The 25,817-nt window shown below is 51.6% G+C and carries 28 protein-coding genes and 1 pseudogene; 14 read left to right on the top strand and 15 right to left on the bottom strand.

Annotated elements, in window-relative coordinates:
* Positions 1-15: 15 nt before the first annotated feature.
* Positions 16-807: a PhzF family phenazine biosynthesis protein gene (locus OGX66_RS24405; protein WP_121540029.1), complete on the bottom strand. Its 792-nt coding sequence runs from the start codon at positions 805-807 to the stop codon at positions 16-18.
* Between the two features lie 129 nt (positions 808-936).
* Here OGX66_RS24405 and OGX66_RS24400 point away from each other — a divergent pair, with 129 nt between their 5' ends.
* Positions 937-1,635 carry an RluA family pseudouridine synthase gene (locus OGX66_RS24400; RefSeq protein WP_123977642.1) on the top strand — a complete coding sequence of 233 codons (699 nt, stop codon included), beginning with the start codon at positions 937-939 and terminating at the stop codon, positions 1,633-1,635.
* A 39-nt stretch (positions 1,636-1,674) separates the two neighbouring features.
* Here the strand turns inward: OGX66_RS24400 and mdtK are convergent, their stop codons facing one another.
* A complete protein-coding gene (gene mdtK, locus OGX66_RS24395; protein ID WP_003029224.1) occupies positions 1,675-3,048 on the bottom strand; it encodes a multidrug efflux MATE transporter MdtK in 1,374 nt (457 codons plus the stop codon).
* A 217-nt stretch (positions 3,049-3,265) separates the two neighbouring features.
* Between mdtK and OGX66_RS24390 the strand changes: the two genes are divergently transcribed.
* Positions 3,266-3,913 (top strand): riboflavin synthase subunit alpha, encoded by a 648-nt coding sequence (locus OGX66_RS24390; RefSeq protein ID WP_088902346.1) that lies wholly within the window; start codon positions 3,266-3,268, stop codon positions 3,911-3,913.
* Positions 3,914-3,954: 41 nt separating this feature from the next.
* Here the strand turns inward: OGX66_RS24390 and cfa are convergent, their stop codons facing one another.
* Both cfa and punC read right to left on the bottom strand, forming a co-directional pair.
* Positions 3,955-5,103 (bottom strand): cyclopropane fatty acyl phospholipid synthase, encoded by a 1,149-nt coding sequence (cfa, locus tag OGX66_RS24385; protein ID WP_003029219.1) that lies wholly within the window; start codon positions 5,101-5,103, stop codon positions 3,955-3,957.
* A 290-nt stretch (positions 5,104-5,393) separates the two neighbouring features.
* Positions 5,394-6,599: a purine nucleoside transporter PunC gene (gene punC / locus OGX66_RS24380; protein ID WP_003843529.1), complete on the bottom strand. Its 1,206-nt coding sequence runs from the start codon at positions 6,597-6,599 to the stop codon at positions 5,394-5,396.
* Between the two features lie 113 nt (positions 6,600-6,712).
* On the opposite strand from punC, the gene punR reads away from it, so the two are divergent.
* Positions 6,713-7,645: a DNA-binding transcriptional activator PunR gene (gene punR / locus OGX66_RS24375; RefSeq protein ID WP_003029215.1), complete on the top strand. Its 933-nt coding sequence runs from the start codon at positions 6,713-6,715 to the stop codon at positions 7,643-7,645.
* Here the strand turns inward: punR and purR are convergent.
* A complete protein-coding gene (gene purR / locus OGX66_RS24370) occupies positions 7,642-8,667 on the bottom strand; it encodes an HTH-type transcriptional repressor PurR (protein WP_003029211.1) in 1,026 nt (341 codons plus the stop codon). The two genes, punR and purR, sit on opposite strands and share 4 nt — an antisense overlap.
* 297 nt (positions 8,668-8,964) lie before the next feature.
* Here purR and cydH point away from each other — a divergent pair, with 297 nt between their 5' ends.
* Positions 8,965-9,054, top strand: a complete 90-nt coding sequence (gene cydH, locus OGX66_RS24365; RefSeq protein ID WP_003029209.1) for a cytochrome bd-I accessory subunit CydH — start codon at positions 8,965-8,967, stop codon at positions 9,052-9,054.
* A 175-nt stretch (positions 9,055-9,229) separates the two neighbouring features.
* Positions 9,230-10,399, top strand: a complete 1,170-nt coding sequence (locus OGX66_RS24360; protein WP_049002800.1) for an MFS transporter — start codon at positions 9,230-9,232, stop codon at positions 10,397-10,399.
* A gap of 39 nt (positions 10,400-10,438) precedes the next feature.
* Here OGX66_RS24360 and sodB read toward each other — a convergent pair whose 3' ends face one another.
* On the bottom strand, positions 10,439-11,020 hold the full coding sequence (gene sodB / locus OGX66_RS24355) for a superoxide dismutase [Fe] (protein ID WP_003029205.1): 582 nt from the start codon (positions 11,018-11,020) through the stop codon (positions 10,439-10,441).
* 127 nt (positions 11,021-11,147) lie between these two features.
* Positions 11,148-11,978, bottom strand: coding sequence for a C40 family peptidase (locus OGX66_RS24350; protein ID WP_032935840.1), 831 nt, complete (start codon positions 11,976-11,978; stop codon positions 11,148-11,150).
* Positions 11,979-12,312: 334 nt separating this feature from the next.
* Between OGX66_RS24350 and grxD the strand changes: the two genes are divergently transcribed.
* Positions 12,313-12,660, top strand: coding sequence for a monothiol glutaredoxin 4 (gene grxD / locus OGX66_RS24345; protein WP_003832760.1), 348 nt, complete (start codon positions 12,313-12,315; stop codon positions 12,658-12,660).
* A 53-nt stretch (positions 12,661-12,713) separates the two neighbouring features.
* On the opposite strand, the gene rnt is transcribed toward grxD, so the two are convergent.
* The 4 genes from rnt to OGX66_RS24325 all read right to left on the bottom strand — a co-directional run bounded on the left by rnt (position 12,714) and on the right by OGX66_RS24325 (position 15,712).
* Positions 12,714-13,361, bottom strand: coding sequence for a ribonuclease T (gene rnt / locus OGX66_RS24340; RefSeq protein ID WP_003029200.1), 648 nt, complete (start codon positions 13,359-13,361; stop codon positions 12,714-12,716).
* Positions 13,362-13,455: 94 nt separating this feature from the next.
* The gene (gloA, locus tag OGX66_RS24335; RefSeq protein ID WP_049002799.1) at positions 13,456-13,863 is read right to left on the bottom strand and encodes a lactoylglutathione lyase; all 408 of its coding nucleotides are present in this window, start codon (positions 13,861-13,863) and stop codon (positions 13,456-13,458) included.
* 97 nt (positions 13,864-13,960) lie between these two features.
* Positions 13,961-15,058 (bottom strand): alkene reductase, encoded by a 1,098-nt coding sequence (locus OGX66_RS24330; RefSeq protein ID WP_174500906.1) that lies wholly within the window; start codon positions 15,056-15,058, stop codon positions 13,961-13,963.
* 54 nt (positions 15,059-15,112) lie between these two features.
* Entirely contained in the window at positions 15,113-15,712 is a 600-nt protein-coding gene (locus OGX66_RS24325) for a TetR/AcrR family transcriptional regulator (protein WP_199998768.1), read from the bottom strand.
* A 101-nt stretch (positions 15,713-15,813) separates the two neighbouring features.
* Here OGX66_RS24325 and OGX66_RS24320 point away from each other — a divergent pair, with 101 nt between their 5' ends.
* The 3 genes from OGX66_RS24320 (at position 15,814) to sodC (ending at position 17,605) form a co-directional block, all read left to right on the top strand.
* Entirely contained in the window at positions 15,814-16,053 is a 240-nt protein-coding gene (locus OGX66_RS24320) for a DUF1289 domain-containing protein (protein ID WP_199998769.1), read from the top strand.
* Between the two features lie 49 nt (positions 16,054-16,102).
* Positions 16,103-16,999: an aldo/keto reductase gene (locus tag OGX66_RS24315; protein ID WP_003029189.1), complete on the top strand. Its 897-nt coding sequence runs from the start codon at positions 16,103-16,105 to the stop codon at positions 16,997-16,999.
* Positions 17,000-17,080: 81 nt separating this feature from the next.
* Entirely contained in the window at positions 17,081-17,605 is a 525-nt protein-coding gene (gene sodC, locus OGX66_RS24310) for a superoxide dismutase [Cu-Zn] SodC (RefSeq protein ID WP_003029187.1), read from the top strand.
* Here the strand turns inward: sodC and OGX66_RS24305 are convergent.
* The 3 genes and pseudogenes from OGX66_RS24305 to OGX66_RS24295 all read right to left on the bottom strand — a co-directional run bounded on the left by OGX66_RS24305 (position 17,581) and on the right by OGX66_RS24295 (position 20,720).
* A pseudogene (locus OGX66_RS24305) lies at positions 17,581-19,621 on the bottom strand (FUSC family protein). The gene sodC and the pseudogene OGX66_RS24305 sit on opposite strands and share 25 nt — an antisense overlap.
* Entirely contained in the window at positions 19,618-20,481 is an 864-nt protein-coding gene (locus OGX66_RS24300) for an efflux RND transporter periplasmic adaptor subunit (RefSeq protein WP_003836440.1), read from the bottom strand. The pseudogene OGX66_RS24305 and the gene OGX66_RS24300 overlap by 4 nt, the downstream one beginning before the upstream one ends.
* Before the next feature lie 2 nt (positions 20,482-20,483).
* Complete coding sequence (locus tag OGX66_RS24295) at positions 20,484-20,720, bottom strand: DUF1656 domain-containing protein (RefSeq protein WP_003029180.1); 237 nt, start codon at positions 20,718-20,720, stop codon at positions 20,484-20,486.
* Positions 20,721-20,912: 192 nt separating this feature from the next.
* Here OGX66_RS24295 and slyA point away from each other — a divergent pair, with 192 nt between their 5' ends.
* On the top strand, positions 20,913-21,353 hold the full coding sequence (gene slyA / locus OGX66_RS24290; protein ID WP_019076732.1) for a transcriptional regulator SlyA: 441 nt from the start codon (positions 20,913-20,915) through the stop codon (positions 21,351-21,353).
* A gap of 47 nt (positions 21,354-21,400) precedes the next feature.
* On the opposite strand, the gene slyB is transcribed toward slyA, so the two are convergent.
* On the bottom strand, positions 21,401-21,868 hold the full coding sequence (gene slyB / locus OGX66_RS24285) for an outer membrane lipoprotein SlyB (protein ID WP_003029175.1): 468 nt from the start codon (positions 21,866-21,868) through the stop codon (positions 21,401-21,403).
* Between the two features lie 274 nt (positions 21,869-22,142).
* Between slyB and anmK the strand changes: the two genes are divergently transcribed.
* The 4 genes from anmK (at position 22,143) to tyrS (ending at position 25,798) form a co-directional block, all read left to right on the top strand.
* Positions 22,143-23,264 (top strand): anhydro-N-acetylmuramic acid kinase, encoded by a 1,122-nt coding sequence (gene anmK, locus OGX66_RS24280; RefSeq protein WP_003029171.1) that lies wholly within the window; start codon positions 22,143-22,145, stop codon positions 23,262-23,264.
* Between the two features lie 87 nt (positions 23,265-23,351).
* Positions 23,352-23,681, top strand: coding sequence for a C-type lysozyme inhibitor (gene mliC, locus OGX66_RS24275; protein ID WP_003029170.1), 330 nt, complete (start codon positions 23,352-23,354; stop codon positions 23,679-23,681).
* A 59-nt stretch (positions 23,682-23,740) separates the two neighbouring features.
* Positions 23,741-24,397, top strand: coding sequence for a pyridoxamine 5'-phosphate oxidase (gene pdxH, locus OGX66_RS24270; protein ID WP_038640396.1), 657 nt, complete (start codon positions 23,741-23,743; stop codon positions 24,395-24,397).
* Between the two features lie 126 nt (positions 24,398-24,523).
* Positions 24,524-25,798 (top strand): tyrosine--tRNA ligase, encoded by a 1,275-nt coding sequence (tyrS, locus tag OGX66_RS24265; RefSeq protein ID WP_003836431.1) that lies wholly within the window; start codon positions 24,524-24,526, stop codon positions 25,796-25,798.
* Positions 25,799-25,817: the final 19 nt, after the last annotated feature.

The raw sequence follows: 25,817 nt of genomic DNA, 5'->3' as shown, positions 1-25,817 counted from the left end.
TTTCGGGTAAGGCTGCTAGCGCAGCAGCACTTTACCGGTCAGATAAGTTATTGCCTGTCCACTGATATAAACACGCGTTCCTGCTAACTGACAGCGTAAATCCCCGCCGCGCTCAGAGACCTGGCGCGCCAGCATCTGTGTTTTATTCAGTTTTGCAGCCCAGTAAGGGATCAGCATGCTATGTGCCGAGCCTGTGACCGGGTCTTCAGCGACGGCTTCACCCGGGCAGAAGAAACGGCTGACAAAATCGTATTCCCCGTCACCCGGCGCGGTGATGCACACCATTTTCCCCAGCGGATGCATGGCGTGGATGTTTGGGCGAACAGCCTCAACCTGCTGTTGATTTTCCAACACCACCATGTAATCGCGTGCCACGCGCATCTCCTTGTATTCGGTGATGCCTAATGTTTCCAGCAGTAAAGTGGGCGGCATGGCAGATTCGCTTTGCCAGGCTGGAAAATCGAGCGTCAGCCATTCACCGCTGCGCGTGACCGTCAGCGGTCCCACAAAGCGGGTAGCAAAATGGATTTTTGTATCCGGGTAATCCAGATGTTCAAAGATGACATGCGCGGCGGCAAGCGTGGCATGCCCACACAGATTGATTTCACCCTGAGTGGTAAACCAACGCAGCTCAAAACCATTCTCATTGGCGACAAAAAAAGCGGTTTCTGACTGGTTATGCTGCTGCGCCATCTTTAATAATGTTTCATCGGGCAACCAGTCCGTGAGCGGACAGACTGCTGCGGCATTACCGCCAAACGTCGTGGTGGTAAAAGCATCCACCATGTAAAAATCGATTTGTTGCACAGAATAACCCTCTCATCGCACTCAGGATAAATCACACTCTACCATGCCAGCCATTGGGTCAGCGCTCCGATTCGCCACTGCGGTGAAAATTCGTTATCATCCGTCCCCACACCTCATTCTGGCCGCCTGATGTCTACGATCCTCGATACCTTTATTGCCCCGCCTTGTCATGACGAGATAGAGATCCTCTATCGGGACGAGCATCTGGTGCTAATCAATAAACCCAGCGGGTTACTTAGCTTGTCGGGCAAAAATCCGCAGAATCTCGATTCGGTACATCATCGGCTGGTACAGATTTACCCTGGCTGCACGCTGGTACATCGGCTTGATTTCGGCACTTCTGGACTGATGGTGGTCGCCCGTAACAAGGCTACCAACGCTGCGCTTTGCCAGCAGTTCAGCCAGCGTACGGTCACTAAGGTGTACAGCGCGCTGTTATGCGGGCATCTGGAAAACGACGAAGGAGTTATCGATGCAGCGATTGCCAAAGACCCGGCGCTGTTTCCATTAATGTCAATTTGTGCTCTCAACGGCAAACCCGCACGCTCGCGCTATCAGGTTGTCGAGCGCTTTTATCATCGTCAGGAAAAGGGGGCGTTGCTCCCCTTGACGCGGGTACAACTAATGCCTGAAACCGGGCGAACCCACCAACTGCGGATCCACTGTCAGCTGTTGGGAAATCCGATTTTAGGCTGTGATTTGTATGGCGGGCGTCTGCTGCCTGGCACTGAAAGGGCGCCGCGACTGATGCTGCATGCCAGTGAACTGCATTTCAGGCATCCCATTAGTGAAGCGTGGATGAACGCCCAAAACACCAGCCCGTTCTGAGGATGTAAAAAAAGCCGCCAGACGGCGGCTATTTGGGCATTATCGTGCAGCTCGTTGCAATATAACCGCTGACGGCTGGCGTTGCAGAAAGCGCATCCGCAGCATCATCAGCACCGCCGCAGAGGTCAGGCCGATAATAAAGCCCATCCAGAATCCTGCTGGCCCCATGCGGTCAACCACCAGATCGGTCAGCGCCAGTATATAGCCGCTCGGCAGACCCAGCACCCAGTAGGCTGTAAAGGTTATAAAGAAAATGGAACGCGTATCTTTATAACCACGCAGGATCCCGCTGCCAATAACCTGGATAGAGTCCGATATTTGATACACCGCGGCCAGTAACATGAGCTGCGCGGCCAGGGTGACGACTTCCGGATTATTGTTGTAGAGCAGGGCAATATGCTCGCGGAATGTCACGGTGAAAAGCGCCGTTACGACCGCCATGCAGACACCGACACCCAGACCCGTTCTGGCTGCAGTTTGTGCATCCAGCGTGGAGCCCTGGCCCAGACGATAACCGACACGAATGGTGACGGCAGCAGCCAGAGACATCGGCAGGACGAACATTAACGAACTGAAGTTCAGTGCGATCTGGTGTCCGGCCACGTCGACAATCCCCAGCGGGGAAACCAGCAGAGCGACCACCGCAAACAGCGTTACCTCGAAAAATAACGCCAGCGCGATAGGTAAACCCAGTTGCACCAGACGCTTCATTACTGCGGTGTCAGGTTTCTGGAAACCACGCTCATTACGGATATCGCGCATTGAGCGCGCACGTTTGATGTAAGAGAGCATGGCGATAAACATCACCCAGTAAACAGCCGCCGTAGCCACGCCGCAGCCTACGCCGCCCAGTTCCGGCATGCCTAAATGTCCATAAATGAATACGTAGTTCACCGGAATGTTCACCAGCAGGCCGAGAAAGCCCATCACCATCGCTGGTTTAGTTTTGGCTAATCCTTCGCACTGGTTACGGGCTACCTGGAAGAACAAATACCCCGGAGCGCCCCACAGCAAGGCACGCAGGTAGCCAACGGCTTTATCCGCCAGCGCCGGGTCAATGTTATGCATAGAGCGAATAATGTACCCTGCGTTCCATAGCACAACCATAATCAGCACGGAGACGCTGCCCGCCAGCCAGAATCCCTGACGTATTTGATGGGCGATACGGTCGCGGCGTCCGGAACCATTGAGTTGCGCAATGACAGGCGTCAAAGCCAGCAGTAGTCCATGACCAAACAGAATGGCAGGTAACCAGATGGAGGTACCAATGGCGACTGCCGCCATATCAGTAGCGCTGTATCCGCCCGCCATGACGGTATCAACGAATCCCATTGCGGTTTGAGCGATTTGCGCAAGAATCACCGGTATTGCCAGAGCTAATAACTGACGCGCTTCACTTACATACTTTTGCACGTGTACACCACTATATTGTTGTTATTTGAGAGACTAAAAAAGCCGCCTTATATGGCAGCAAGGAGAAAAAGCAGGGGAAATTTCAGTCTATTGTAGCGAGGAATACGTAATTCTCCAGTGAAAAAACAGGCGCTGGTGGCGCATTGCTGGCAACCTGAATTTCCACCTGCTATTGTGCTGTGCAGAGATGTCTTAATTGAGTTCAGGAGTAGGAAGTATGTTTACGGGTATTGTGCAGGGCACCGCAAAATTGGTGTCCATTGATGAAAAACCAAATTTTCGTACGCATGTTGTGGAGTTGCCTGAATATATGCTGGATGCGCTGGAGACCGGCGCATCGGTTGCCCACAATGGGTGCTGCCTGACGGTCACCCAAATTAACGGTAACCAGATAAGCTTTGACCTGATGAAAGAAACGCTGCGTATCACCAATCTGGGCGATCTGAAGGTCGGTGATTTGGTTAACGTTGAGCGTGCGGCAAAATTCAGTGATGAGATTGGCGGACATTTAATGTCGGGCCATATTATGACCACTGCCGAAGTGTCGAAAATTCTTACCTCGGAGAATAACCGTCAGGTGTGGTTTAAAGTCCAGGACCCGTCGCTGATGAAATATATCCTGTACAAAGGATTTATTGGTATTGACGGTATCAGTCTGACGGTCGGTGAAGTGACGCCGACGCGTTTCTGTGTGCACTTGATCCCGGAAACGCTGGAGCGTACGACGCTTGGCAAGAAAAAGCTGGGCGCAAGGGTTAATATCGAAATCGATCCCCAAACGCAGGCGGTGGTTGATACTGTTGAGCGTGTACTGGCGGCGCGTGAAAGCGCCATCAGCAACATAACGGGCGAAGCGGGAGCCTAAGCCTGAGAGTTAAGCCCTCGTTGATACGGGGGCGATAACGATTAACGGGGAACGCGCAGGCCGTGTTCAACGCCGCGAGAAAATACCACCTGCCATAACTGAATATCGCGAGCTCGAAACGCTCCGGCACAAGCGTTCAGATAATAGCTGAACATCCGTTTGAAACGTTCGGTATAGTTATCGGCGATTTCAGGCCAGGAGTTAATGAAACGTTCGTGCCAGGCCATCAGCGTCGTGTCGTAATCCGCGCCAAAATTATGCCAGTCTTCCATTACAAAATGTGGCTCGCTGGCGTTGGCAATCTGGCGAACTGATGGTAAACAGCCGTTCGGGAAGATATATTTATTGATCCACGGATCAACGTTATTGTCGGTCTTTTTGGAGCCGATGCTATGCAGTAAAAAGAGACCATCCGGTTTTAAATTGCGATCGACCACGTCAAAATAGGTGGCGTAGTTTTTCGGCCCTACATGCTCAAACATGCCGACGGAAACAATACGATCGAATTTGTCATTCAGGTCACGATAATCCTGCAGCAAAATTGTGACATCAAGCCCCGCACACCGTGACTGCGCCATTTTCTGCTGTTCTGCCGAAATGGTTACACCCACCACGCTGACGCCATATTCTGATGCCATAAACTGGGATAAGCCGCCCCAGCCGCAGCCTATATCGAGCACCCGCATCCCTGGCTTCAACTGCAGCTTTTCAGCAATCATTTTTAGCTTCGCCTGCTGGGCAGATTCCAGGGTGTCGGCATCTTTCCAGTAGGCGCAGGAATACTGCATATAGGGGTCCAACATGCGAGTAAAGAGATCGTTGCCTAAATCGTAATGTTCTTTGCCGACAACCCATGCACGCTTTTTGGTCTGCAAATTGAACAAGCGAGCAGCGGCAATTCGTAACGTATCTTTGAAGTGGCGGGGGAGTTGGTTTTCAAGACCGGCGCGCAGGACTTTACTAAAAAACATATCCAGCCGGTCACATTCCCACCAGCCATCCATATAACTTTCACCCAACCCTAACGATCCTTCCTGCAATACTCGTTTGAAAAAATCGGGGTTCTTTACGCGAATATCCGCCGGTGCCGGACCATTAATGGTAATGCCTGCACGGCTCAATAATTCATTGGTGATGCGGTACCAGTCATCATCCGGTACGCTGACGTCTTCTATACACGATGAACTCATAGCTTCTCCATCACTGGTCGGTGATCAGAACCTTAAAACAGCGTAGACGCTTTTTTGGGCTTTGTGAGAAATCTCACGGAATTAATACGTGAATCTATAATCCGACGTAGAACAGAGGAAGGGAGGAACCCTTGCCGAAAAGACCATCCGTGGGAATACGGGAACATTCTTGTCCCCGTTAACACATAAAAATTATCGTTTTTTTAACATCAGGAAATCAGTATAGGCCTGAATTTTTGACGATTCAACCGATAATTCTTAGCGGGCTAATTAATTGCCCGCGACAATTATTAGTGAGACTCTCCGTGGGCAATTTGCGCGCGGTCATCTGTTTGCGGGGCGTCAGTTTTCTGCGATTGCATTTTGTAACCCACAGCAGCCAGCAATACCGTGGTCAGCATAACGCTGGTAGTGGTGAGCAGCGGGGTAGCAATCAACCAGGAAACGACAAGGCTTGCCAGGAAGCATAAACCCAGTTGCAGCGTATTCTGCAATGCGGCAGCGCGTCCAGTGGCCTGTGGGAAAGGGCGTAATGCCTGCGCGACAACGATAGGGTAGATTGCGCCGTTCGCAATCGCCATAACGCAGAATGGGATCAGGATTTCAGCCAATGCGACATGATGAATAAAGCCGGTCGCCCAGGTGCCCACAACGCTGAAGGCATACAGAATGAGTAACCAGGGCAGCAGCTGACGACCCTGCCATTTTTGCAGCGCAGCACGACAGCCGTAACCACCGATTAAAAAGGCGATAGTTTGCGGAACATAGCTCAGACCAATTACCGCTGGGCTATAACCCATTTCGCTAAGGATGAACGGGGAACCCGTCAGCCATGCAAAAAAGCTCGCGGAGCAGGCGGCATAAATCAGCACGTTTCCACGGTAAGTTTTCGAGCGCAGCAAGGTGGCGAAAGTCAGTTTATCCTGGCTGTCATCGCGTGCTTTAGCTGTAGGCTTTAAACGCAGCGCCGGAAGCATCAGAATCAGAGTAATGGCGAACAGGGTGGCAAAAATGGCCTGCCAGGAAAAATGTACCAGGATCCAACTACCTAATAACGGGGCGAGGGCAGGTGATAACCCGACCAGCGGCATAATGGTGGCAAAGATGCGGTTTACTTTTTGTGAAGGATAATAGTCGGTAACCAGCGCTTGCCAGATAACCGATGCTGCACAGACGCCAACGGCCTGAACAAATCGCAGTACCAGCAGGCCTGTGGCGTTTTCAACCCACAGCATGCCCAGACTGCCCAGTGCGAAGATAGATAAACCCAGCAGCAAAATAGGCTTGCGACCATAGTGGTCAGAGAGCGGTCCCCACAGCAGTTGTGCGACGGCAAAACCGGCTAAGAACAAGCTCAGGCTAGCGCTGACGGCAGATGCAGGCGTTTGCAGATCGGACTGAATTGCGGCGAAGGCGGGCAGATACATATCTGTTGCCAGAAAGCCGAGCACGCTAAGGCCCGCCAGCCAGACTAAAAACCCTTTCCCAGGTTGCATCATCATTTCTCTTTTTTTAGCAGTAGAACAATGCCGCTGAGTGTAGTGAGTGTAATTCTCGCTGTGAAACGCTAATATTTGCTTACTGATTTCAAAATTTTTGCAGGCAGAATATGTGGTCGGAATATTCACTTGAAGTGGTTGATGCGGTTGCGCGTAACGGTAGCTTTAGTTCGGCCGCGCAGGAGTTACACCGTGTACCTTCGGCGGTAAGCTACACTGTGCGCCAACTGGAAGAGTGGCTGGCGGTACCACTTTTTGAGCGACGCCATCGGGATGTGGAATTAACGCCTGCCGGGGCATGGTTTTTAAAAGAAGGTCGCTCTGTTATCAAAAAAATGCAGATCACGCGCCAGCAATGCCAGCAAATTGCCAACGGCTGGCGCGGGCAGCTGGCGATCGCAGTCGATAACATTGTCCGCCCGGATCGTACCCGACAGATGATCGTGGATTTCTACCGTCACTTTGATGATGTGGAGTTGTTAGTTTTTCAGGAAGTGTTTAACGGCGTATGGGACGCGCTGTCCGATGGACGCGTGGAGCTGGCCATCGGCGCCACACAGGCGATTCCGGTAGGGGGACGCTATACCTTCCGCGATATGGGAATGCTGAGCTGGAGTTGCGTGGTAGCCAGCCATCATCCACTGGCGTCAATGCCCGGACCGCTAAGTGATGATACGTTGCGCAACTGGCCGTCACTGGTACGCGAAGATACCTCCCGTACGCTGCCAAAGCGTATTACCTGGCTGCTGGATAACCAAAAACGCGTCGTCGTGCCCGACTGGGAATCTTCTGCGACCTGTTTGTCCGCGGGATTATGCGTGGGCATGGTACCGACGCATTTTGCCAAGCCGTGGATCGATAGCGGCAAGTGGGTTGCGCTGCAACTGGAGAACCCCTTTCCTGATGCCGCATGCTGTCTGACATGGCAGCAGAACGATACGTCACCGGCATTGAGTTGGCTGCTGGACTATTTAGGGGATAGTGAAACGTTGAACAAGGAATGGCTGCGGGAGCCAGATGAGACTCCCGCACAACAGGCTTAACGGCGGTAATCGCGGAACGGACCGTCGGCAACGGAGCGACGCTCAACCAGACGTGGATGCACCTCGATAGACTGTGACTCTTCACGTTTATTCACGATACGGTCTAACAGCATGTTGAAGGCCGTTTCACCTAGTGAATCCTTCGGCTGGTGAATAGTCGTTAAGGCCGGCGTGAAGAAGCGGGCGTTGCGCACGTTGTCGTAGCCGATGAGTGAGACATCCTGTGGTACGCGCAGACCCATTTCGTCAGCGGCACACAGCGCACCCATGGCCATAATATCGCCACCGCAGAAGACAGCGGTCGGACGATGCGACTGCGACAGAATTTGCTGCATGGCGCGATAGCCGGACTCAGGCTCGAAATCGCCCTGGACAATCCAGTTATCAGGCACTTTAATCAGCGCTTCTTCCATCGCTTTCATAAAGCCCGCCAGACGCCCGGCCCCGGTGTTACGTTCCATTGGACCTGGGATCACGCCAATTTCACGATGACCGCGTTCTACCAGATACCGACCCGCCATGTAACCGCCTTCGAAGGCGTTATCAATGACCGTATCGGTAAAGTCGGCTTTAGCTTCGCCCCAGTCCATGACGACCATCGGAATATGGCGATACTCTTCGAGCATCGAAAGCAGCGACTCCGGATACTCAGAACACATCACCAGCAGACCATCAACGCGCTTTTGCGCCATCATCGACAGATAGGCCTGCTGCTTTTCGAGACTGTTCCATGCGTTACCCAGAATCAGCGTATAGCCTTTCTGGAAACAGTTTTTCTCCACGGCTTCGATAATTTCTGCGAAATAGGCCGCTTCGCTGCTGGTCGCCAGCAAGCCAATAGACTTGGTGTGATTCACCTTCAGGCTGCGGGCAACTGCGCTCGGAGAATAGTGCAGTTCTTTGATCGCTGCCCAGACAGCATTACGCGTTTCTTCCGCGACAAAGCGCGTCTTGTTAATTACGTGTGATACGGTTGTAGTGGAAACGTTTGCTCGCTTCGCTACATCTTTAATTGTTGCCATTACATCTCACTCCAGACCATATCCTAAGCTCCTGAGAATACTCCAGGTAAACGTTTGCCTTTACACACCCTTAGCGCAACGTAAGGGTTGCGGCACGCCGGGAAAACGACACGGAACGTCAGGAAGGGGTCAATGGCCGGTACGCTAATCAAGTAAGCGTGGAATTTTGTCTGATCTTAACGAAAAGGGGAAGAGTTAAAAGCAGTTATCAATATAAATCGTGAGAGATTTTTGCTTTCAAGTGTGTAAAAATGCGCAATATCACTTTTTGTGTGGGAATAAAAAGGAGAAAACTTGATGAGCACCGATCTGAAATTTTCGTTAGTGACTACCATTATTGTTCTGGGTTTGATCGTCGCGGGTGGCCTGACCGCAGCGCTGCATTGATTTCCCCGAGGGAGTTAGCTCTCCCTCACTCTTTCCGCTCGTCTATCTCTTCTATTGTTTGCGAATAAGCAAAAGTCTTTTGCAATTTTGTTAACTTTATTAATTTTGCGATCAATGTCATGCTTTTGACTCTTATTTTATGTCGCGCCACGGCTCGACGTTACGGAGTCGCAATATGAAACTCAATTATCCTTTACTGGCGCTGGCGATCGGAGCGTTTGGCATTGGCACCACCGAATTTTCGCCAATGGGATTATTGCCCGTCATAGCCAAAGGTGTGGATGTCTCGATTCCGGCGGCCGGCATGCTGATCAGCGCCTATGCGGTAGGTGTGATGATAGGTGCACCGCTGATGACATTGCTGCTGTCTCATCGCGCGCGACGTAATGCTTTGATATTCCTGATGGCGATTTTCACGCTGGGTAATGTGCTTTCGGCTATCTCGCCGGATTACACCACGCTAATGCTATCGCGTATTTTGACCAGTCTTAACCATGGCGCCTTTTTTGGTCTCGGTTCAGTGGTTGCTGCCAGTGTTGTACCCAAACATAAGCAGGCCAGCGCCGTAGCAACGATGTTTATGGGGTTAACCATCGCCAATATTGGTGGCGTTCCGGCGGCGACATGGCTTGGTGAAACCATCGGTTGGCGCATGTCATTTATGGCCACTGCGGGTCTGGGCGTCATTGCTATGGTCAGCCTGTTCTTCTCCTTACCCAAGGGTGGAGCCGGAGAGCGCCCGGATGTTCGCAGCGAACTGGCGGTACTTATGCGCCCACAGGTGTTGTCGGCGTTACTGACTACTGTACTGGGTGCTGGGGCGATGTTCACGCTTTATACCTACATCTCGCCAGTTCTGCATACTATCACTCATGCCACTCCGGCATTTGTTACCGGGATGCTGGTGTTGATAGGCATTGGTTTCTCGATCGGTAACTACTTTGGTGGCAAGTTTGCTGACCGTTCAGTCAACGGTACGTTGAAAGGCTTTTTACTGCTGCTGATGGTTATTATGCTGGCCATTCCTTTCCTTGCGCGTAATGAGCTGGGTGCGGCGATCAGTATGGTGGTCTGGGGCGCGGCGACGTTCGCGGTCGTTCCACCGTTGCAGATGCGTGTGATGCGCGTTGCCAGTGAAGCGCCAGGATTATCATCGTCAGTCAATATTGGCGCGTTTAATCTGGGGAACGCTCTGGGTGCAGCGGCCGGTGGGGCGGTGATATCAGGCGGCCTGGGCTACAGTTTTGTACCAGTGATGGGGGCGATTGTGGCAGGTCTTGCGCTGCTGCTGGTGTTTATTTCCGCAAGAAGACAGTCAGAAGAGGCTTTCACGACCGCGAATTAATGCAAAAACGCAGAAGGAAGCCCTTCTGCGTTATCTTTTTTATGCTGCGAAGTTCTTCGCAACAAATTCCCAGTTCACCAGCGCCCAGAAATGTTCCAGGTAGCCAGGACGGGCATTGCGATAGTCGATGTAGTAGGCGTGTTCCCATACGTCAACGGTCATCAGCGGCGTCGCGTCGGTAGTCAGCGGAGTACCTGCGTTGGAGGTGGAGACGATAGCCAGTTTGCCATCAGTTCCTTTAACCAGCCAGGTCCAGCCAGAACCGAAGTTTTTGATAGCGGCATCGGTGAACTGCGCTTTGAAATCTGCAAAGCTGCCAAAGGAGGCGGCAATTGCATCGGCCAGTTTACCGGTTGGTTCGCCACCTGCGTTCGGTGCCAGGCAGTTCCAGTAGAACGTGTGGTTCCATACTTGTGCTGCGTTATTGAATACACCGCCTTCAGAGCTACGAACGATCTCTTCCAGTGATTTGCCTTCAAACGCCGTGCCTTTAATCAGATTGTTCAGATTGGTCACGTAGGTTTGATGGTGTTTGCCATAGTGATATTCCAGCGTTTCGGCAGAAATGTGCGGTGCCAGAGCATCTTTGGCATACGGTAATGCAGGTAATTCAAACGACATTGCTTCTCTCCTTATTATTTATATTGAGTACACACAATAGCCTCATTGTGAGTAAGGATAGGGTAGCAAATTGAAAGGTTATGCAAAAGAAGAACTTACCCTACAGCATGTTCTGTAGGGTAAGTTTTTAGCGAATTGTTTTTGGCGTCATTACCCGACGAGCGCCCACATAGTGGCGCTGCCAGTAATCTTCGCTCAGAGAGGTGATTTGAATTTCCTGCCCGCTACGCGGTGACTGAATAAACTTACCGTTTCCGACGTAGACGCCGACGTGATCGGCTGTTCCGCGACCCTGGGTACGAAAGAAGACCAGATCGCCATTTTTCAGTTCGCCACGTTCAATCGGTGCGGCATCACGCAGATGATACATTTCGTTCGCGGTACGCGGAATGCGGAACTTCACCAGATCTTTATAGGCGTAATAAACCAGACCGCTGCAGTCAAACCCGGTTCTTGGCGAGGAGCCGCCCCAACGATAAGGTTTACCGATTTGGTTCATCAAGGTGGACATAGCGGTTTTAGTCGCTTTCTGAACTTTCACTTTATGGGCGTCAGCAAGCGTAGTTGGTGCAGTGGTTTTCACCTTCACGCAGCGTGGTTTATGACCTTTGCGCGGTGTGCATTTTTCAGTCCAGGTAACGGCTGCGGTTTGTGCTACGGCAGTTTTACCACGACGATTTGCAGTTTTAGTCGACTTTGCCGGAGTGGCAGTGCGTTTTTTAGAAGAGGAAGCGGTTTTGGTGCTGGTTTTACTGGTGGTTTTTGTCGCCGTTTTCTTGCTGGTCTTTGTTGTTTTTTGGCTGGTTGTTGCGCTTTTCTTTTTATCTACCGTTTTGATGGTGTGAGAATTGGTAGGTGTCGTCCTGGCCTGCTTGGAAGCATGAGCCATAGGCGTAAAGGGCAGTGTAGTAAAAAGTAAAGCACAGAGCGTGATCGAGATTCGGTTTATCCGCGCCACTGAGCAGTCCTCTGGTAAGGCAGGTCTATCGTGCCTGCGTGTGATTTTCAAAACTTGACGATTCTAATCTATAGAAAGAGGGAAAGTTAATAGCTTTTTTTGTTTAAAACTATGTTTCGTAACCGACCGCAAAAAAAAACATCAATTAACGTTGGAGTTGGTGAACAGATAATCAAAACCACATGTTTGAAGGGGATAAGTGAGATTATGAATGCAACTTTTAGCGTCAGGGGATAAAATAATAACGCGTAATGAAAATGTTATTTTCCGTTGCCTGTCTGACCCGTTACAATGTCAGACTACTGCCGTAAAAGAAGTTTAAGGAAGCAAGATAATGAGCACCACTATCGAAAAAATCCAGCGCCAGATCGCTGAAAACCCGATTCTCCTGTACATGAAAGGTTCTCCTAAACTGCCAAGCTGCGGTTTCTCCGCTCAGGCTGTGCAGGCGCTGTCAGCCTGTGGTGAACGCTTTGCTTACGTTGATATTCTGCAGAACCCGGATATTCGCGCCGAACTGCCGAAATATGCAAACTGGCCAACTTTCCCACAACTGTGGGTTGATGGTGAGCTGGTTGGCGGTTGTGACATTTTGATCGAAATGTACCAGCGCGGTGAGTTGCAGCAGCTGATTAAAGAAACAGCTGCGAAATACAAAACCGAAGAGCCGGACGCTGAGTAATATCAGCAGAAGTAAAAAAGCGACCTGAAATGGTCGCTTTTTTTATGTCGCCGTTATGCTTCTTCAGGCACGGGAAGAGGCCAACCACCGAGACGTTTCCAGCGGTTAACGATTTCGCAAAACAGCACGGCCGTACGTTCGGTGTCATACAGTGCCGAGTGTGCCTGATTCCCGTCAAACTCCATTCCCGCCGCCAGGCACGCTTTTGACAACACCGTTTGCCCCAATGACAGACCGCTTAATGCCGCTGTATCAAAGGTTACAAATGGATGAAACGGATTCCGTTTCAGCGAGGCGCGTTCTGCTGCTGCCATCATGAAACTGTGGTCGAACGTAGCGTTATGCGCCACCATGATTGCCCGATTGCAGCCGCTGTCTTTAATGCCTTTACGCACCATTTTGAAGATGGCATGCAGAGCGTCATATTCGCTGACCGCGCCGCGTAGCGGATTGTTCGGATCAATACCGTTAAAGGCGAGGGCCTCCGGCTGCAGATTCGCGCCTTCAAACGGCTCTACGTGGAAATGTAACGTCGTGTCCGGCATCAGCCAGCCTTGTTCATCCATTTTCAGTGTGATGGCTGCAATCTCAAGCAGCGCATCGGTTTTGGCATTGAACCCTGCGGTTTCGACATCAATGACGACAGGATAAAAACCACGAAAACGGTCACACAGACCGGAAAGTTGAGCGTTATCGGACATCTGGGTCTCTTAATACGGGAAAATTGCAGCGCGTATTATGGCAAAATGATGAGTATAAAACTACGGGCACAGACGATCTGCGCCCGAGGGGAGGTTATTCGCCCAGGCCGCGCCCGGCGTCTTTCTCTTCGATCAGCTCAATTTTATAGCCGTCCGGATCTTCAACGAACGCAATCACTGTGGTGCCGCCTTTTACCGGACCCGCTTCACGCGTTACGTTACCGCCATTCTGGCGAATACGTTCACAGGCTTCAGCCGCGTTGTCTACGCTCAGGGCGATATGGCCATAGGCAGTACCCAGCTCATACTTGTCGACACCCCAGTTATAGGTCAGTTCGATTACGGCTTCACTGGTTTCAGGACCGTAGCCGACAAAAGCCAGAGAGTACTTGTATTCAGGGTTTTCGCTGGTACGAAGCAGCTTCATGCCCAGCACGTTGGTATAAAACTCGATGGAACGCTGCAGGTCACCCACGCGCAGCATGGTATGGAGTAAACGCATCTTTTTCCCCTTCGAAAATGGCTAATACATTCAAAATGTTGTTTTAGTATAGCGGCGTTGTTACGCCGCTATCAATGGCAGAACGGAGATTGTGACGTTAGAGGGTAGGATAGTCGGTGTAACCTTCCGCGCCGCCACCGTAGAAGCTCTCAGCACGTTGTGGATTCAGCTCCGCTTTGCGTTGCAGACGCGCCACCAGATCCGGGTTAGCAATATAGGCACGACCAAAAGCAACGGCGTCGATCAGACCTTTCTCGATCAGCACTTCTGCCTTTTCAGGGGTGTAGGCACCAGCACCAATGATAGGACCGTGGAAGCGCGCGCGAACTTTTTCGCGGAACGCATCGGAATACGGCTCGCCACCGGCCCAGTCCGGCTCAGACATGTGCAGGTAAGCGATTCCACGCTTGCCCAATTGTTCAATCAGATACAGCGCATCGGCTTCTTCGTTCGGACCGTTGTCAACGTTCTGGAATGAGCCAATCGGGGAGACGCGAATACCAATACGATCGGCACCCCATTCTTTAATGCCGGCATCAACCACTTCCAGCACAAGACGCGCACGATTTTCGACGCTACCGCCGTATTGATCGGTACGCTGATTAGAGGTTGGCGACAGGAACTGGTGCAGCAGGTAGCCGTGGGCAGAGTGCAGTTCAACCATGTCGAAACCCGCTTCGCGCGCGTTGGCTATCGCCTGACGGAAGTCATTAACGATGCCCGGAATCTCTTCGGTTTCCAGCGCACGTGGCATTGAGGTATCGGCACGCGTTGCCAGGCCGTTTTCATCGCGCAGCGAGGTGCGGGTTCCAGCACTAATCGCGGAAGGTGCAACTGGAGCTTGACCATTTGGCTGCAGACTGGCGTGAGAGATGCGTCCGGTGTGCCACAACTGGACAGCAATATGACCTTGCTCAGCGTGTACGGCAGCGGTGATTTTCTTCCATGCGGCAATTTGCGCTTCGCTGTGTAAGCCGGGTGCTCCGGCATAACCTTTCGCCTGTGCGGAAATCTGCGTCGCTTCGCTGATAATAAGACCCGCGCTGGCGCGTTGACGGTAATACTCGGCCATCAGCGGAGTAGGGATGTCGCCAGGCTCAATACTGCGCAGACGCGTCAGTGGCGCCATGAATACGCGGTTTGCTGCCGTAATGGCACCCACTTTCAGTGGGGAAAACAGTTTTTCAGATGACATGTGGTACTCCTGAATAGACCGGTCGTCTAGTAATAAGGAAAATAAAAACGCCTGTTAAACGGCAGGCGTTGTGATGATGTTTTTAACGTGCGCCAGCGCATTTTCCAGCGGAGTAGCGCTACGAGAAATCTTGGCCTGCAGGTTGGCGCCAAGCCACAGCGCATACAGTACCTGCGCCTGCTGTAACGGCTCGCCAACAAAGGACAGACAATGGCTGGCCTGACCTTTCTCCAGTGCCTGCGCTAACAGCACAATAATGTGCCGCGCGCCTTTATCCATCGCTGCGCGCATATCTTCTGACAGATCGCACACTTCGGCAGACAGTTTTACAGTTAAACAGCCGCTAATAATGCCGTGCCGGCTAAACTGGTTCAGGGTTTCCTGATAGTAGGCCAGAATGCGGTCGCGGTAGTTTCCCGCACCCGTATCAAAGTGTGTAGCCAGTCGCTGATGATAGGCCGCGTAGTGGCGTTCCAGCATCGCGACACCGAACGCTTCTTTAGAGCGAAAATAATGATAAAACGAACCTTTGGGCACTTCAGCGGTTTTCAATAGTTCGCTTAAACCCATGCCGGTGAAGCCGCGCTGCATACACAGCAGTTCGCCAGTCGCCAGCAGATGTTCGCGTGTGTCGTGTTCAGTGATTTTGTTCATGAAAAGGAGTGTAATAGACCAGTCGGTCTAATGCAATAGCGCTTGCGAGAAATTCAGTTAACGTCTTCAATAAGTATATCAATCTTACTAAAGGAGGGGATGTGGCCGAACAGCTGGAGTTTTTCCCCGTCCAGAGCCCATGCCGTGGAATATGTCAGTCTGACGAACGCGGATTTTGCTGTGGCTGTTTTCGCAGTCGGGATGAGCGTTTTAACTGGCAAAAGATGAGCGATGCCCAAAAGCAGGAAGTGCTACGGCTTTGTCGTCAGCGCCTGATGCGTAAATTACGAGCGAACAAAGCCAACCCTTCGGAAGAACCGCAACAACCTTCACTCTTTTAAAAGCGTAATTGCGTATACTCGAGGCACATTCACTTAAAAGGAAGCTGCTATGGTTCAGCGTATTACTATTGCGCCGCAAGGCCCGGAATTTTCTCGCTTTGTGATGGGGTACTGGCGCCTGATGGACTGGAATATGTCCGCGCGCCAGCTAGTCAGCTTTATTGAAGAGCATCTGGATCTGGGCGTGACCACCGTCGATCACGCCGATATCTACGGTGGATATCAGTGTGAAGCGGCGTTTGGTGAGGCTATGAAACTGGCTCCCCATTTGCGTGAAAAAATGCAGATTGTGACCAAATGCGGGATCGCGACGACGGCGCGCGCGGAAAATGCGCTGGGCCATTACATTACCGACAGCGCGCATATTATTGCCAGTGCGGAAGAATCGCTGAAGCTGCTGGCGACCGATCATATTGATCTGTTGCTGATCCACCGCCCCGATCCGCTTATGGATGCTGACGACGTCGCCGACGCTTTCAAAAAATTGCACCACAGTGGCAAAGTGCGTCACTTTGGTGTCTCTAATTTCACCCCGGCACAGTTCTCATTGTTGCAATCGCGTCTGCCGTTTACGCTGGCGACCAACCAGGTTGAAATCTCTCCGGTACATCAGCCGCTCCTGCTGGATGGCACTTTAGATCAACTGCAACAGTTGCGTATTCGTCCAATGGCCTGGTCCTGCCTCGGCGGCGGTCGCTTGTTTAATGACGATGCGTTCCAGCCATTACGAAATGAACTTGCCGCGATCGCAGAAGAGCTAAACGCGCAGTCTATTGAACAGGTGGTGTACGCCTGGATTTTACGTTTGCCGTCTCAGCCGCTGCCGATTATAGGCTCAGGAAAAATAGAGCGCGTACGCGCCGCCATTGAGTCTGAGACGCTGAACATGTCTCGCCAGCAATGGTTCCGCATTCGTAAAGCGGCACTGGGTTACGACGTACCTTAATCGCGTTTTTGGTGCATCTCCGTTCAAAATTGTGTCACTGGTTTACACTTAACAATCAGACACCTTTTGGACGGAGGTCTTATGAAGCGTTTGAGTTTGGCCATCATCACTCTACTCGCCTGTGCAGGTGCGCAGGCTGCCATTGAAGAAAAAGTGACGATGAATCTGGTCACGTCGCAAGGCGTTGGCCAGGCGATTGGTACGGTCACTATTGCTGAAACCGCAAAGGGGCTGGAGTTTTCGCCCGATCTGAAAGCGTTGCCGCCGGGAGAACATGGTTTCCATGTGCATATGAACGGCAGCTGCCAACCGGCGATTAAAGAAGGGAAAGCCTCAGCCGCGGAATCGGCTGGAGGCCATTATGATCCGCACCAAACCGGCAAACACGAAGGCCCGGAAGGCGCAGGTCATATGGGTGACCTGCCGCTGCTGGTGGTGAATAACGACGGAAACGCCACAACACCGGTCATTGCGCCGCGCCTCAAAACGCTCGATGAGGTTAAAGGCAAAGCGCTGATGATCCATGTGGGCGGCGATAATATGTCCGATCAACCGAAACCGCTTGGCGGTGGCGGAGCGCGCTACGCCTGTGGTGTTATCAAATAATCAACTACTGAGAGTGCCCGGCGGTGGCGCCTGTTCGAGTTGTGAAAGCGAGCAGTGTAGCCGCCAGATCAATGCCGATAACTCCTGTGCAGCAGGTTGATGATGGTGGGCAAGCGCATCGCAAATGCGTTGTAGCTCACTCAGCGTGGCATTCAGTGGTCGTTGCTGGACGCCACGTTCGCTCATTACATCGCGCAGCAGAGAGATACACACGTCCCTGACGCGAGCCAGCGGATCCGAACGCGCCTCCCAGGTGCGCAGTTGCCACACCACGTGCGAGCAGTTCAGCAATACGACCCCCCAACGTAATAACCAGCGTCGAGCCAGCGCATCCTGACTGCTGCTGAGCTGGCTGACGTGATGATAGGTCAGCGATTCAAATTCGTTTTCACTGAGTGATGGGTGTCGGCTGAGCTGATCGACAAAATCCCGGCGCAGGGCGCGAATATGGCGGCGACTTTTCCGTGCATCCGATCCAGGCCGCAGAATGGCGAAGGCCAGCCATGACAGCGCCACACCAGTGATTTTCGCCATATTGTCATTCAGGAAATCAGCAAAATCATATACCGGCGGATTGGTTACCGCGATAAACGAACCCATAAATACAATCAGTTGCCCCCAAAGACCTGCCAGCGCTGGCATTTGCAGCTTTAACAGTTGCATGGTGGCGAGTAGCGGGAAGAGAAAGAGAATGAATTGCCAGAGGTCGGAAATTTGCACCATCAGGCCAAACTTAACCACAAAGCTAAACAGCGACAGCAAAACCAGCGTGCGCATCAGCAAAGAAAGCGACTTGAACGGCGTGGCAACGGCGGAATACAGCACACTGCTGATGGCGGCGAGCGTGAGTGCGCCAGAGCCTGATTCCCATTGTGCGCCAATGCTCCATGCGCCGATAAGCATCAAAGTGCAGAACGTACGTAACCCGCTCCAGATAGCTTCCGCATTATCGGTATGACGGGCAAGCCCCGGCGTGCGGACGATATTAATACGCTCGGCGGTAACGCCATTTTCCAGTAAATGCAGATAATGACTGCTGCGCAGGTAGAGCCGACAAAAATAACGCAGTCGTTGCCAGAAGGCGACGTGTCGATAGTCGCGTGCATCGACAGGTCGCAGTGGGGCAATAATACGTGCGACGGTGTAGCTATTAGCATTGGATTTTATCAGTTCGCTGAGCAACTGCTCGATAATTTCCCGGGTATTGGACGGGGGATTAGGCCAGTTCAGCAGCATCCTGCGCAGACTGGAAATCACGCTGGTCATCCTTAACTGTTGATGCAACAGCGAATTGAGCAAAGCATTTTGTCGGCGAAAACGGTAGTGGCTCCAGAACGCCTGAATACGCAGCAGGTTCATGGTAAGAATCTGACCGATAACACCTTCATGGGCTGTGCGAATGGCGTCCGTGGTTTCTGGTTGCCAGAGTAGGCTGGCATGTTCCAGTAAACGTGAATGCATGTTTTTCAATGCAGTCAGTAATGTGATGCCATCGGAGGTGCTGGGCAGGATCATCATCATCACACCGCCACACAAGATACCGACGATGACTTCACACACGCGTGCCTGCGCGATATCCCATAACTGCGTAATTTCCACGGTATTGACCATGGGAAACGCAATGATCGCCGCCGTATAACCCGCCAGTTGAAAGGCGTAGGCAACGTTATTGGTGAAATGCGCACAGGCCCAGGTACAAAAACCGATCCACACCGACATGCTCAGCAAGAACAACCACGGCTCATTAAGGGTATGACCGGCAATAATCAATGCGGCGGTGGCACCCAGTAAGCTCCCCGCCACGCGACCCAGACTTTTGCTGATAACCCCGCCAACGGTGGGAAAACTGACCACCGCCGCTGAGGTCATCGCCCAATAGGGTTCGTCCAGATTCAGATAATAAGCAAAAGTTAACGCCAGACACATCGCAATGGTGTTACGCAGCGCATAACGCCACTGTGCCGCCGTGGCTTTAAACCACGGCAAATTGCCAGGTGTCAGGCGGGGTAGTTTCATTTACGCTGGCCGATGGATACGCTGCAGGTTGTACCTGATACCAGCGTTACATCCCGCGGCAGGGCGTCGAATTCGATGCGTACCGGGATACGCTGCGCCAAACGCACCCACGGCACGTTGGGCTTGATATCTGGAATCAGGCCGGAATCACTTTCCACACTTTGATCGTAGATAGCACGACCAATACTGGAAACGTGACCCTGTAACTTTATATCACCGCTGTAGAGCGTGATGAGGGCAGGTGCACCTTCGCGAATGTGGCGCAACTTAGTTTCTTCAAAATACCCCATTACATAAAAAGAGTGACTGTCGACGAGAGCAAACAGAGGTTTCCCGGTTGAAGCGTAGTCTCCGGGACGGGTTGAAAGATTGGTGACCCAGCCCGCTACGGGGGCTTTGACCACCGTTTGCGTCAATTGCCACTGTGCCTGGCGCAGACTGGCCTCTGCTGCTTCAACACTCGCCTGCATGGCTTTCACGTTGAGATTTGCGGTATCCAGATCCTCGGCTGAGATGTAATTTTGCGATAAATGACGGCGGCGGTTGGCTTCGTTATTGGCTTTCGCCAGGTCAGACTGCGCTTTTGCAAGTTGCGCTTGCGCATTCAGTTCAGCAATGTGAAATGGTGTCTTGTCGATAATAAAAAGGACATCGCCTTTATTCACAAACTGGTTATCTTTTATATAGAGTTCGCTAATGCTACCTGACACCTGTGGCGTAATGCTGACCTGCTCAGCTCGCACTTTGCCATCACGTGTCCAGGGCGATTGCATATAGTAATTCCACATCCACCATCCGGCGAAAACTGCGATTGCAGCGACTATAATAGTGGAGAAGTATTTAACGGTTTTAAGCGACATAATCACCACGCTATCAGCATAACAAAGGCCAGACATACGCAAAGCGTAAAGAGTGACAGATCCATTAACAAGGGATGCCAGATTTCGCCAGAGTAAATCCAGTCGCGCAGTAGGCGATGAACAACCAACCAGAGAATAAAGCCTGCTACAATCGCCTTGAAAACAGGAGGGAAGTAGACAGATGCGCCGATCATTAAATCTTGTAGGGGCAATCCTGTTGCATTAAACATAAACTTCACGGGCAAAATCCTTGGCGGAAGAGAGTATTGCTATAGGTTTAGCAAAAAAGAGACAATGAGTCTCCGTAACGCATGATGTCTGAAAAAATGTCAGCCGGTAAGCAAATTTGGCAATACATTTGTTTTGGGAATACAAATGCTGCACACTATTCTAAAATCAGCACAATAACTTAGCAAGCTAATTATAAGGAGATGAAATTGGAATCGCCATTAGGTTCTGATCTGGCACGGTTGGTGCGCATTTGGCGTGCTCTGATTGACCATCGCCTGAAACCTCTGGAGTTGACGCAGACGCATTGGGTTACGCTGCACAACATTCATCAGTTGCCGCCGGATCAATCGCAGATTCAGTTGGCTAAAGCGATTGGCATCGAGCAGCCTTCGTTGGTACGTACGCTTGACCAGTTAGAGGAAAAGGGACTCATTTCACGACAGACTTGCGCCAGCGATCGCCGGGCAAAGAGAATTAAACTGACAGAAAAAGCAGAGCCGCTGATCGCTGATATGGAAGCGGTTATCAACAAGACGCGTGGAGAAATTTTGGAAGGGATTTCAGCTGAGGAAATTGATCTGCTGATTAAACTGGTCGCCAGGCTGGAACACAATATTATTGAGCTGCAGTCACAGGGCTGAAGCAAAAAAATGACGTGTGGCCAGAGTCTGACCACACGTGAATTTGATTAGCGTGGAGACACGGTAACCTGGCTGCCGTTGTTAGCCATAACAACGCGCTGGCCGGCTGAAAACTTGGTCGCACCCTGTTTCTGAACCACCATGATGGTATTACCATCATCCTTACGGATTTCCAGTTCCACACCCTGGGTTTTATTCATCGCACCTTGTACGCCTTGACCCGCTACGCCACCGGCAACTGCGCCTGCAGCCGTCGCTAATGAACGCCCCGTACCGCCGCCGACGGTGTTACCGAGGAACCCGCCGAGTACCGCACCACCAATAGCACCAATCACGTTTGCGTCATCGCCACCCTGGATTTGCACCGGACGAACATGAACAATCGTACCGTAGGTAACGTTCTGAACTTGTTTCGCTTCGGATGCGGTATACACGTCACCTGAAAGGCTATCATTGTTAACGCAACCCGCTAAAGATACGCCCATTAATGAAACAATCAGCACACGTTTAATCATTTACAAATCTCCTTTGTCACCACGAAACGCTAATAAAGCACCCTTCATGGTTAAATTATATGGCATTTGTGAGCCTAAGATCACATGTTCTACTGGAACAATATGAAAATCTTAACCGAAATCGGATCAACCGAGTATAAACGAATCATTCATGTAATTGATGTAATTAAACGATCATTGTAATGATTAGCCACCAAAAATCATTAAGGAAGCATGGCATTAGTCGACACTTTATGGTTGAGTGTCAAGGCTAATTTGCTTAAAAGGATGACCTATGAAATCGGGCCGTTTTATCGGTGTAATGTCTGGAACCAGCCTTGATGGCGTCGATGTTGTGCTGGCGACAATAGATGAAACGATGGTTGCGCAGCAGGCGAGTCTGACCTGGCCCATCCCCATTCATGTTAAACAAGCGATTCTGGATATCTGCCAGGGGCAGCAGCTTACACTTTCTCAGTTTGGTCAGTTGGACGCACAGCTCGGTTATTTATTTGCTGAGGCAGTGAATGCGTTATTGGCGCAAGAAAAATTGAAACCGCAGGATATCGTTGCGATTGGTTGCCACGGGCAAACCGTGTGGCATGAACCGAACGGTGCTGCGCCACACACGCTGCAAATTGGCGATAACAACCAGATTGTTGCGCGTACAGGGATAACCGTAGTCGGCGATTTTCGTCGACGTGATATTGCACTTGGCGGGCAGGGTGCACCGCTCGTTCCCGCGTTTCATCAGGCACTGCTGGCACATCCAACGGAACGGCGGATGGTGTTAAACATCGGCGGGATTGCCAATCTGTCTCTGCTTATTCCGCAACAACCCGTTCGCGGATACGACACCGGGCCGGGCAATATGCTGATGGATGCCTGGATCTGGCGGCAATGCGGTCAACCTTACGACAAAGATGCGCAGTGGGCCATTTCGGGAATGGTTATCCTGCCGTTACTGCAAAATATGCTTAACGACCCTTATTTCTCCGCGCCTGCGCCGAAAAGCACTGGTCGTGAGTATTTTAATTATGGCTGGATAGAACGTCATCTGGTGCAGTTCCCGGGGATTAGTCCGCGGGATGTGCAGGCGACGCTTGCCGAACTGACCGCGGTGACCATTTCAGAGCAGGTCTTGCTAAGCGGCGGTTGTGAACGGCTCATGGTCTGCGGTGGAGGAAGCCGTAATCCGCTGCTGATGATGCGTCTGGCGGCACTATTGCCGGGAACAGAGGTCACCTCAACGGATGAAGCCGGGATCAGCGGCGATGATATGGAAGCGTTAGCCTTTGCCTGGCTGGCGTGGCGGACACTGGCCGGATTACCTGGAAATCTGCCTTCTGTGACTGGTGCATCAGAGCCGAGCGTTTTAGGGGCGATTTATCCTGCTAACCCACGAACTCAGAGTTAACTGAAATTATTCAGCACCGTATGCCGGTAAACTAGGGATATTAGGGAGGGTGCTATTACCCTCCGGGACCAGGAAAGTCTTCAGGATATGGCTATGAAAAAACTATTGTTAGTATGTCTGCCGGTACTGCTTAGCGGGTGTAGCGTGTACAACCAATTTGTTGAGCGTATGCAAACGGATACGCTCGAATACCGCTGTGACGAAAAACCGCTTACCGTCAAGCTGAACAATACCCGCCAGACGGCTAGCTTTGTTTATGATAATCAGCTATTGAACCTCAAACAGGGCGTGTCGGCATCAGGTGCGCGCTATACCGATGGGATCTACGTTTTCTGGTCTAAAGGCGACGAGGCAACGGTCTATAAACGAGACAGAATTGTGCTAAATAACTGTCAGTTACAGAACCCGAAGCGTTGAGATTTTCACCTGGGCGGCGCACAATAGCGTCACCCACTGACAATCCGTAGCCCAACATCATGTCTGATAACGACGAATTGCAGCAAATCGCGCATCTGCGCCGTGAATACACGAAAGGCGGTCTTCGCCGCCACGATCTTCCCGCCGAACCCCTTGCGCTGTTTGAGCGCTGGCTGGGGCAAGCCTGTGACGCCAAACTGGCCGATCCCACCGCGATGGTCGTTGCGACCGTCGATGAAAATGGCCAGCCGTATCAGCGTATCGTGTTACTCAAACATTATGATGACAAAGGGCTGGTGTTCTATACCAACCTTGGCAGCCGTAAGGCGCATCAGATCGAGAAAAATCCACGCATCAGCCTTTTATTTCCCTGGCATACGCTGGAACGGCAGGTGATGGTGATCGGCAAGGCTGAGCGTCTCTCCACGTTAGAAGTAGTGAAATACTTCCACAGTCGCCCACGCGACAGCCAGATTGGCGCCTGGGTCTCTAAGCAATCCAGCAGGATCTCAGCTCGTGGTATTCTCGAAAGTAAATTTCTCGAACTGAAGCAGAAGTTTCAGCAAGGAGAAGTTCCACTGCCCAGTTTCTGGGGCGGCTTTCGCGTGAGTATTGAGCAAATGGAGTTCTGGCAAGGTGGTGAAAACCGCTTACACGATCGTTTTTTATACCAACGCGAAGATAACGCGTGGAAAATTGATCGCCTGGCCCCCTAAAGATGCAAATTTCTTGTTTTAAGCGCTGGTGCTGATCAATCCGGCGCTTTATTCTATGTTTCTTTCGCATCAGGCGAAAAGTCGTGTACCGGCAAAGGTGCAGTCGTTTTATACATGGAGATTTTGATGGCAAGCAGTAACTTGATTAAACAATTGCAAGAGCGGGGGCTGGTGGCCCAGGTGACGGACGAGGAAGCGTTAGCAGAGCGACTGGCGCAAGGCCCGATCGCGCTCTATTGCGGCTTCGATCCTACCGCTGACAGCTTGCATTTGGGGCATCTGGTTCCATTGTTATGCCTGAAACGCTTCCAGCAGGCAGGCCATAAGCCTGTCGCACTGGTAGGTGGCGCAACCGGTCTGATTGGTGACCCGAGCTTTAAAGCCGCCGAGCGTAAACTGAATACCGAAGACACTGTGCAGGAGTGGGTGGATAAAATCCGCAAACAGGTTGCACCGTTCCTCGATTTCGACTGTGGCGACAACTCGGCGATTGCTGCGAACAACTACGACTGGTTTGGCAGTATGAACGTACTGACTTTCCTGCGTGATATCGGCAAACACTTCTCCGTCAACCAGATGATCAATAAAGAAGCGGTTAAGCAGCGTCTGAACCGTGACGATCAGGGGATCTCCTTTACTGAGTTTTCTTACAACCTGCTGCAGGGTTATGACTTTGCCTGCCTGAATAAACTACACGGCGTGGCGCTGCAGATTGGTGGTTCTGACCAGTGGGGTAACATTACTTCGGGTATCGATTTGACCCGTCGTCTGCATCAGAATCAGGTGTTTGGTCTGACCGTTCCGCTGATTACTAAAGCTGATGGCACCAAGTTCGGTAAGACGGAAGGCGGCGCAGTGTGGCTGGATCCGAAGAAAACCAGTCCGTATAAATTCTACCAGTTCTGGATTAACACCGCCGATGCGGACGTTTATCGCTTCCTGAAATTCTTCACTTTCATGGACATTGAAGAGATCAATGCGCTGGAAGAAGAAGATAAAAACAGCGGTAAAGCGCCGCGTGCCCAGTATGTTCTGGCCGAACAGGTTACGCGTCTGGTTCACGGTGAAGAAGGTCTGGTCGCGGCAAAACGCATTACCGAAAGCTTGTTCAATGGCAATCTCAGCGATTTGAGTGAAGCAGATTTCGAACAGCTGGCGCAGGATGGCGTGCCGATGATCGAGATGGACAAAGGTGCCGATTTGATGCAGGCGCTGGTGGACTCCGAGCTGCAACCTTCTCGCGGTCAGGCCCGTAAGACCATTGCGTCTAACGCGGTGACCATCAACGGTGAGAAGCAGTCCGATCCGGAATATTTCTTCCAGGAGAGTGATATCCTGTTCGGGCGCTATACCTTACTGCGCCGTGGCAAGAAGAACTATTGTCTGATTTGCTGGAAGTAAGATTGAGTTAGCAGGGGCG

It is taken from the genome of Citrobacter sp. Cf072, assembly GCF_030334485.1.
In the GTDB taxonomy this organism is placed as follows: Bacteria; Pseudomonadota; Gammaproteobacteria; order Enterobacterales; family Enterobacteriaceae; genus Citrobacter; species Citrobacter freundii.
The sequence above is the reverse complement of the archived record's forward strand: the minus strand, read 5'-3'. Positions and strand labels throughout refer to the sequence as shown.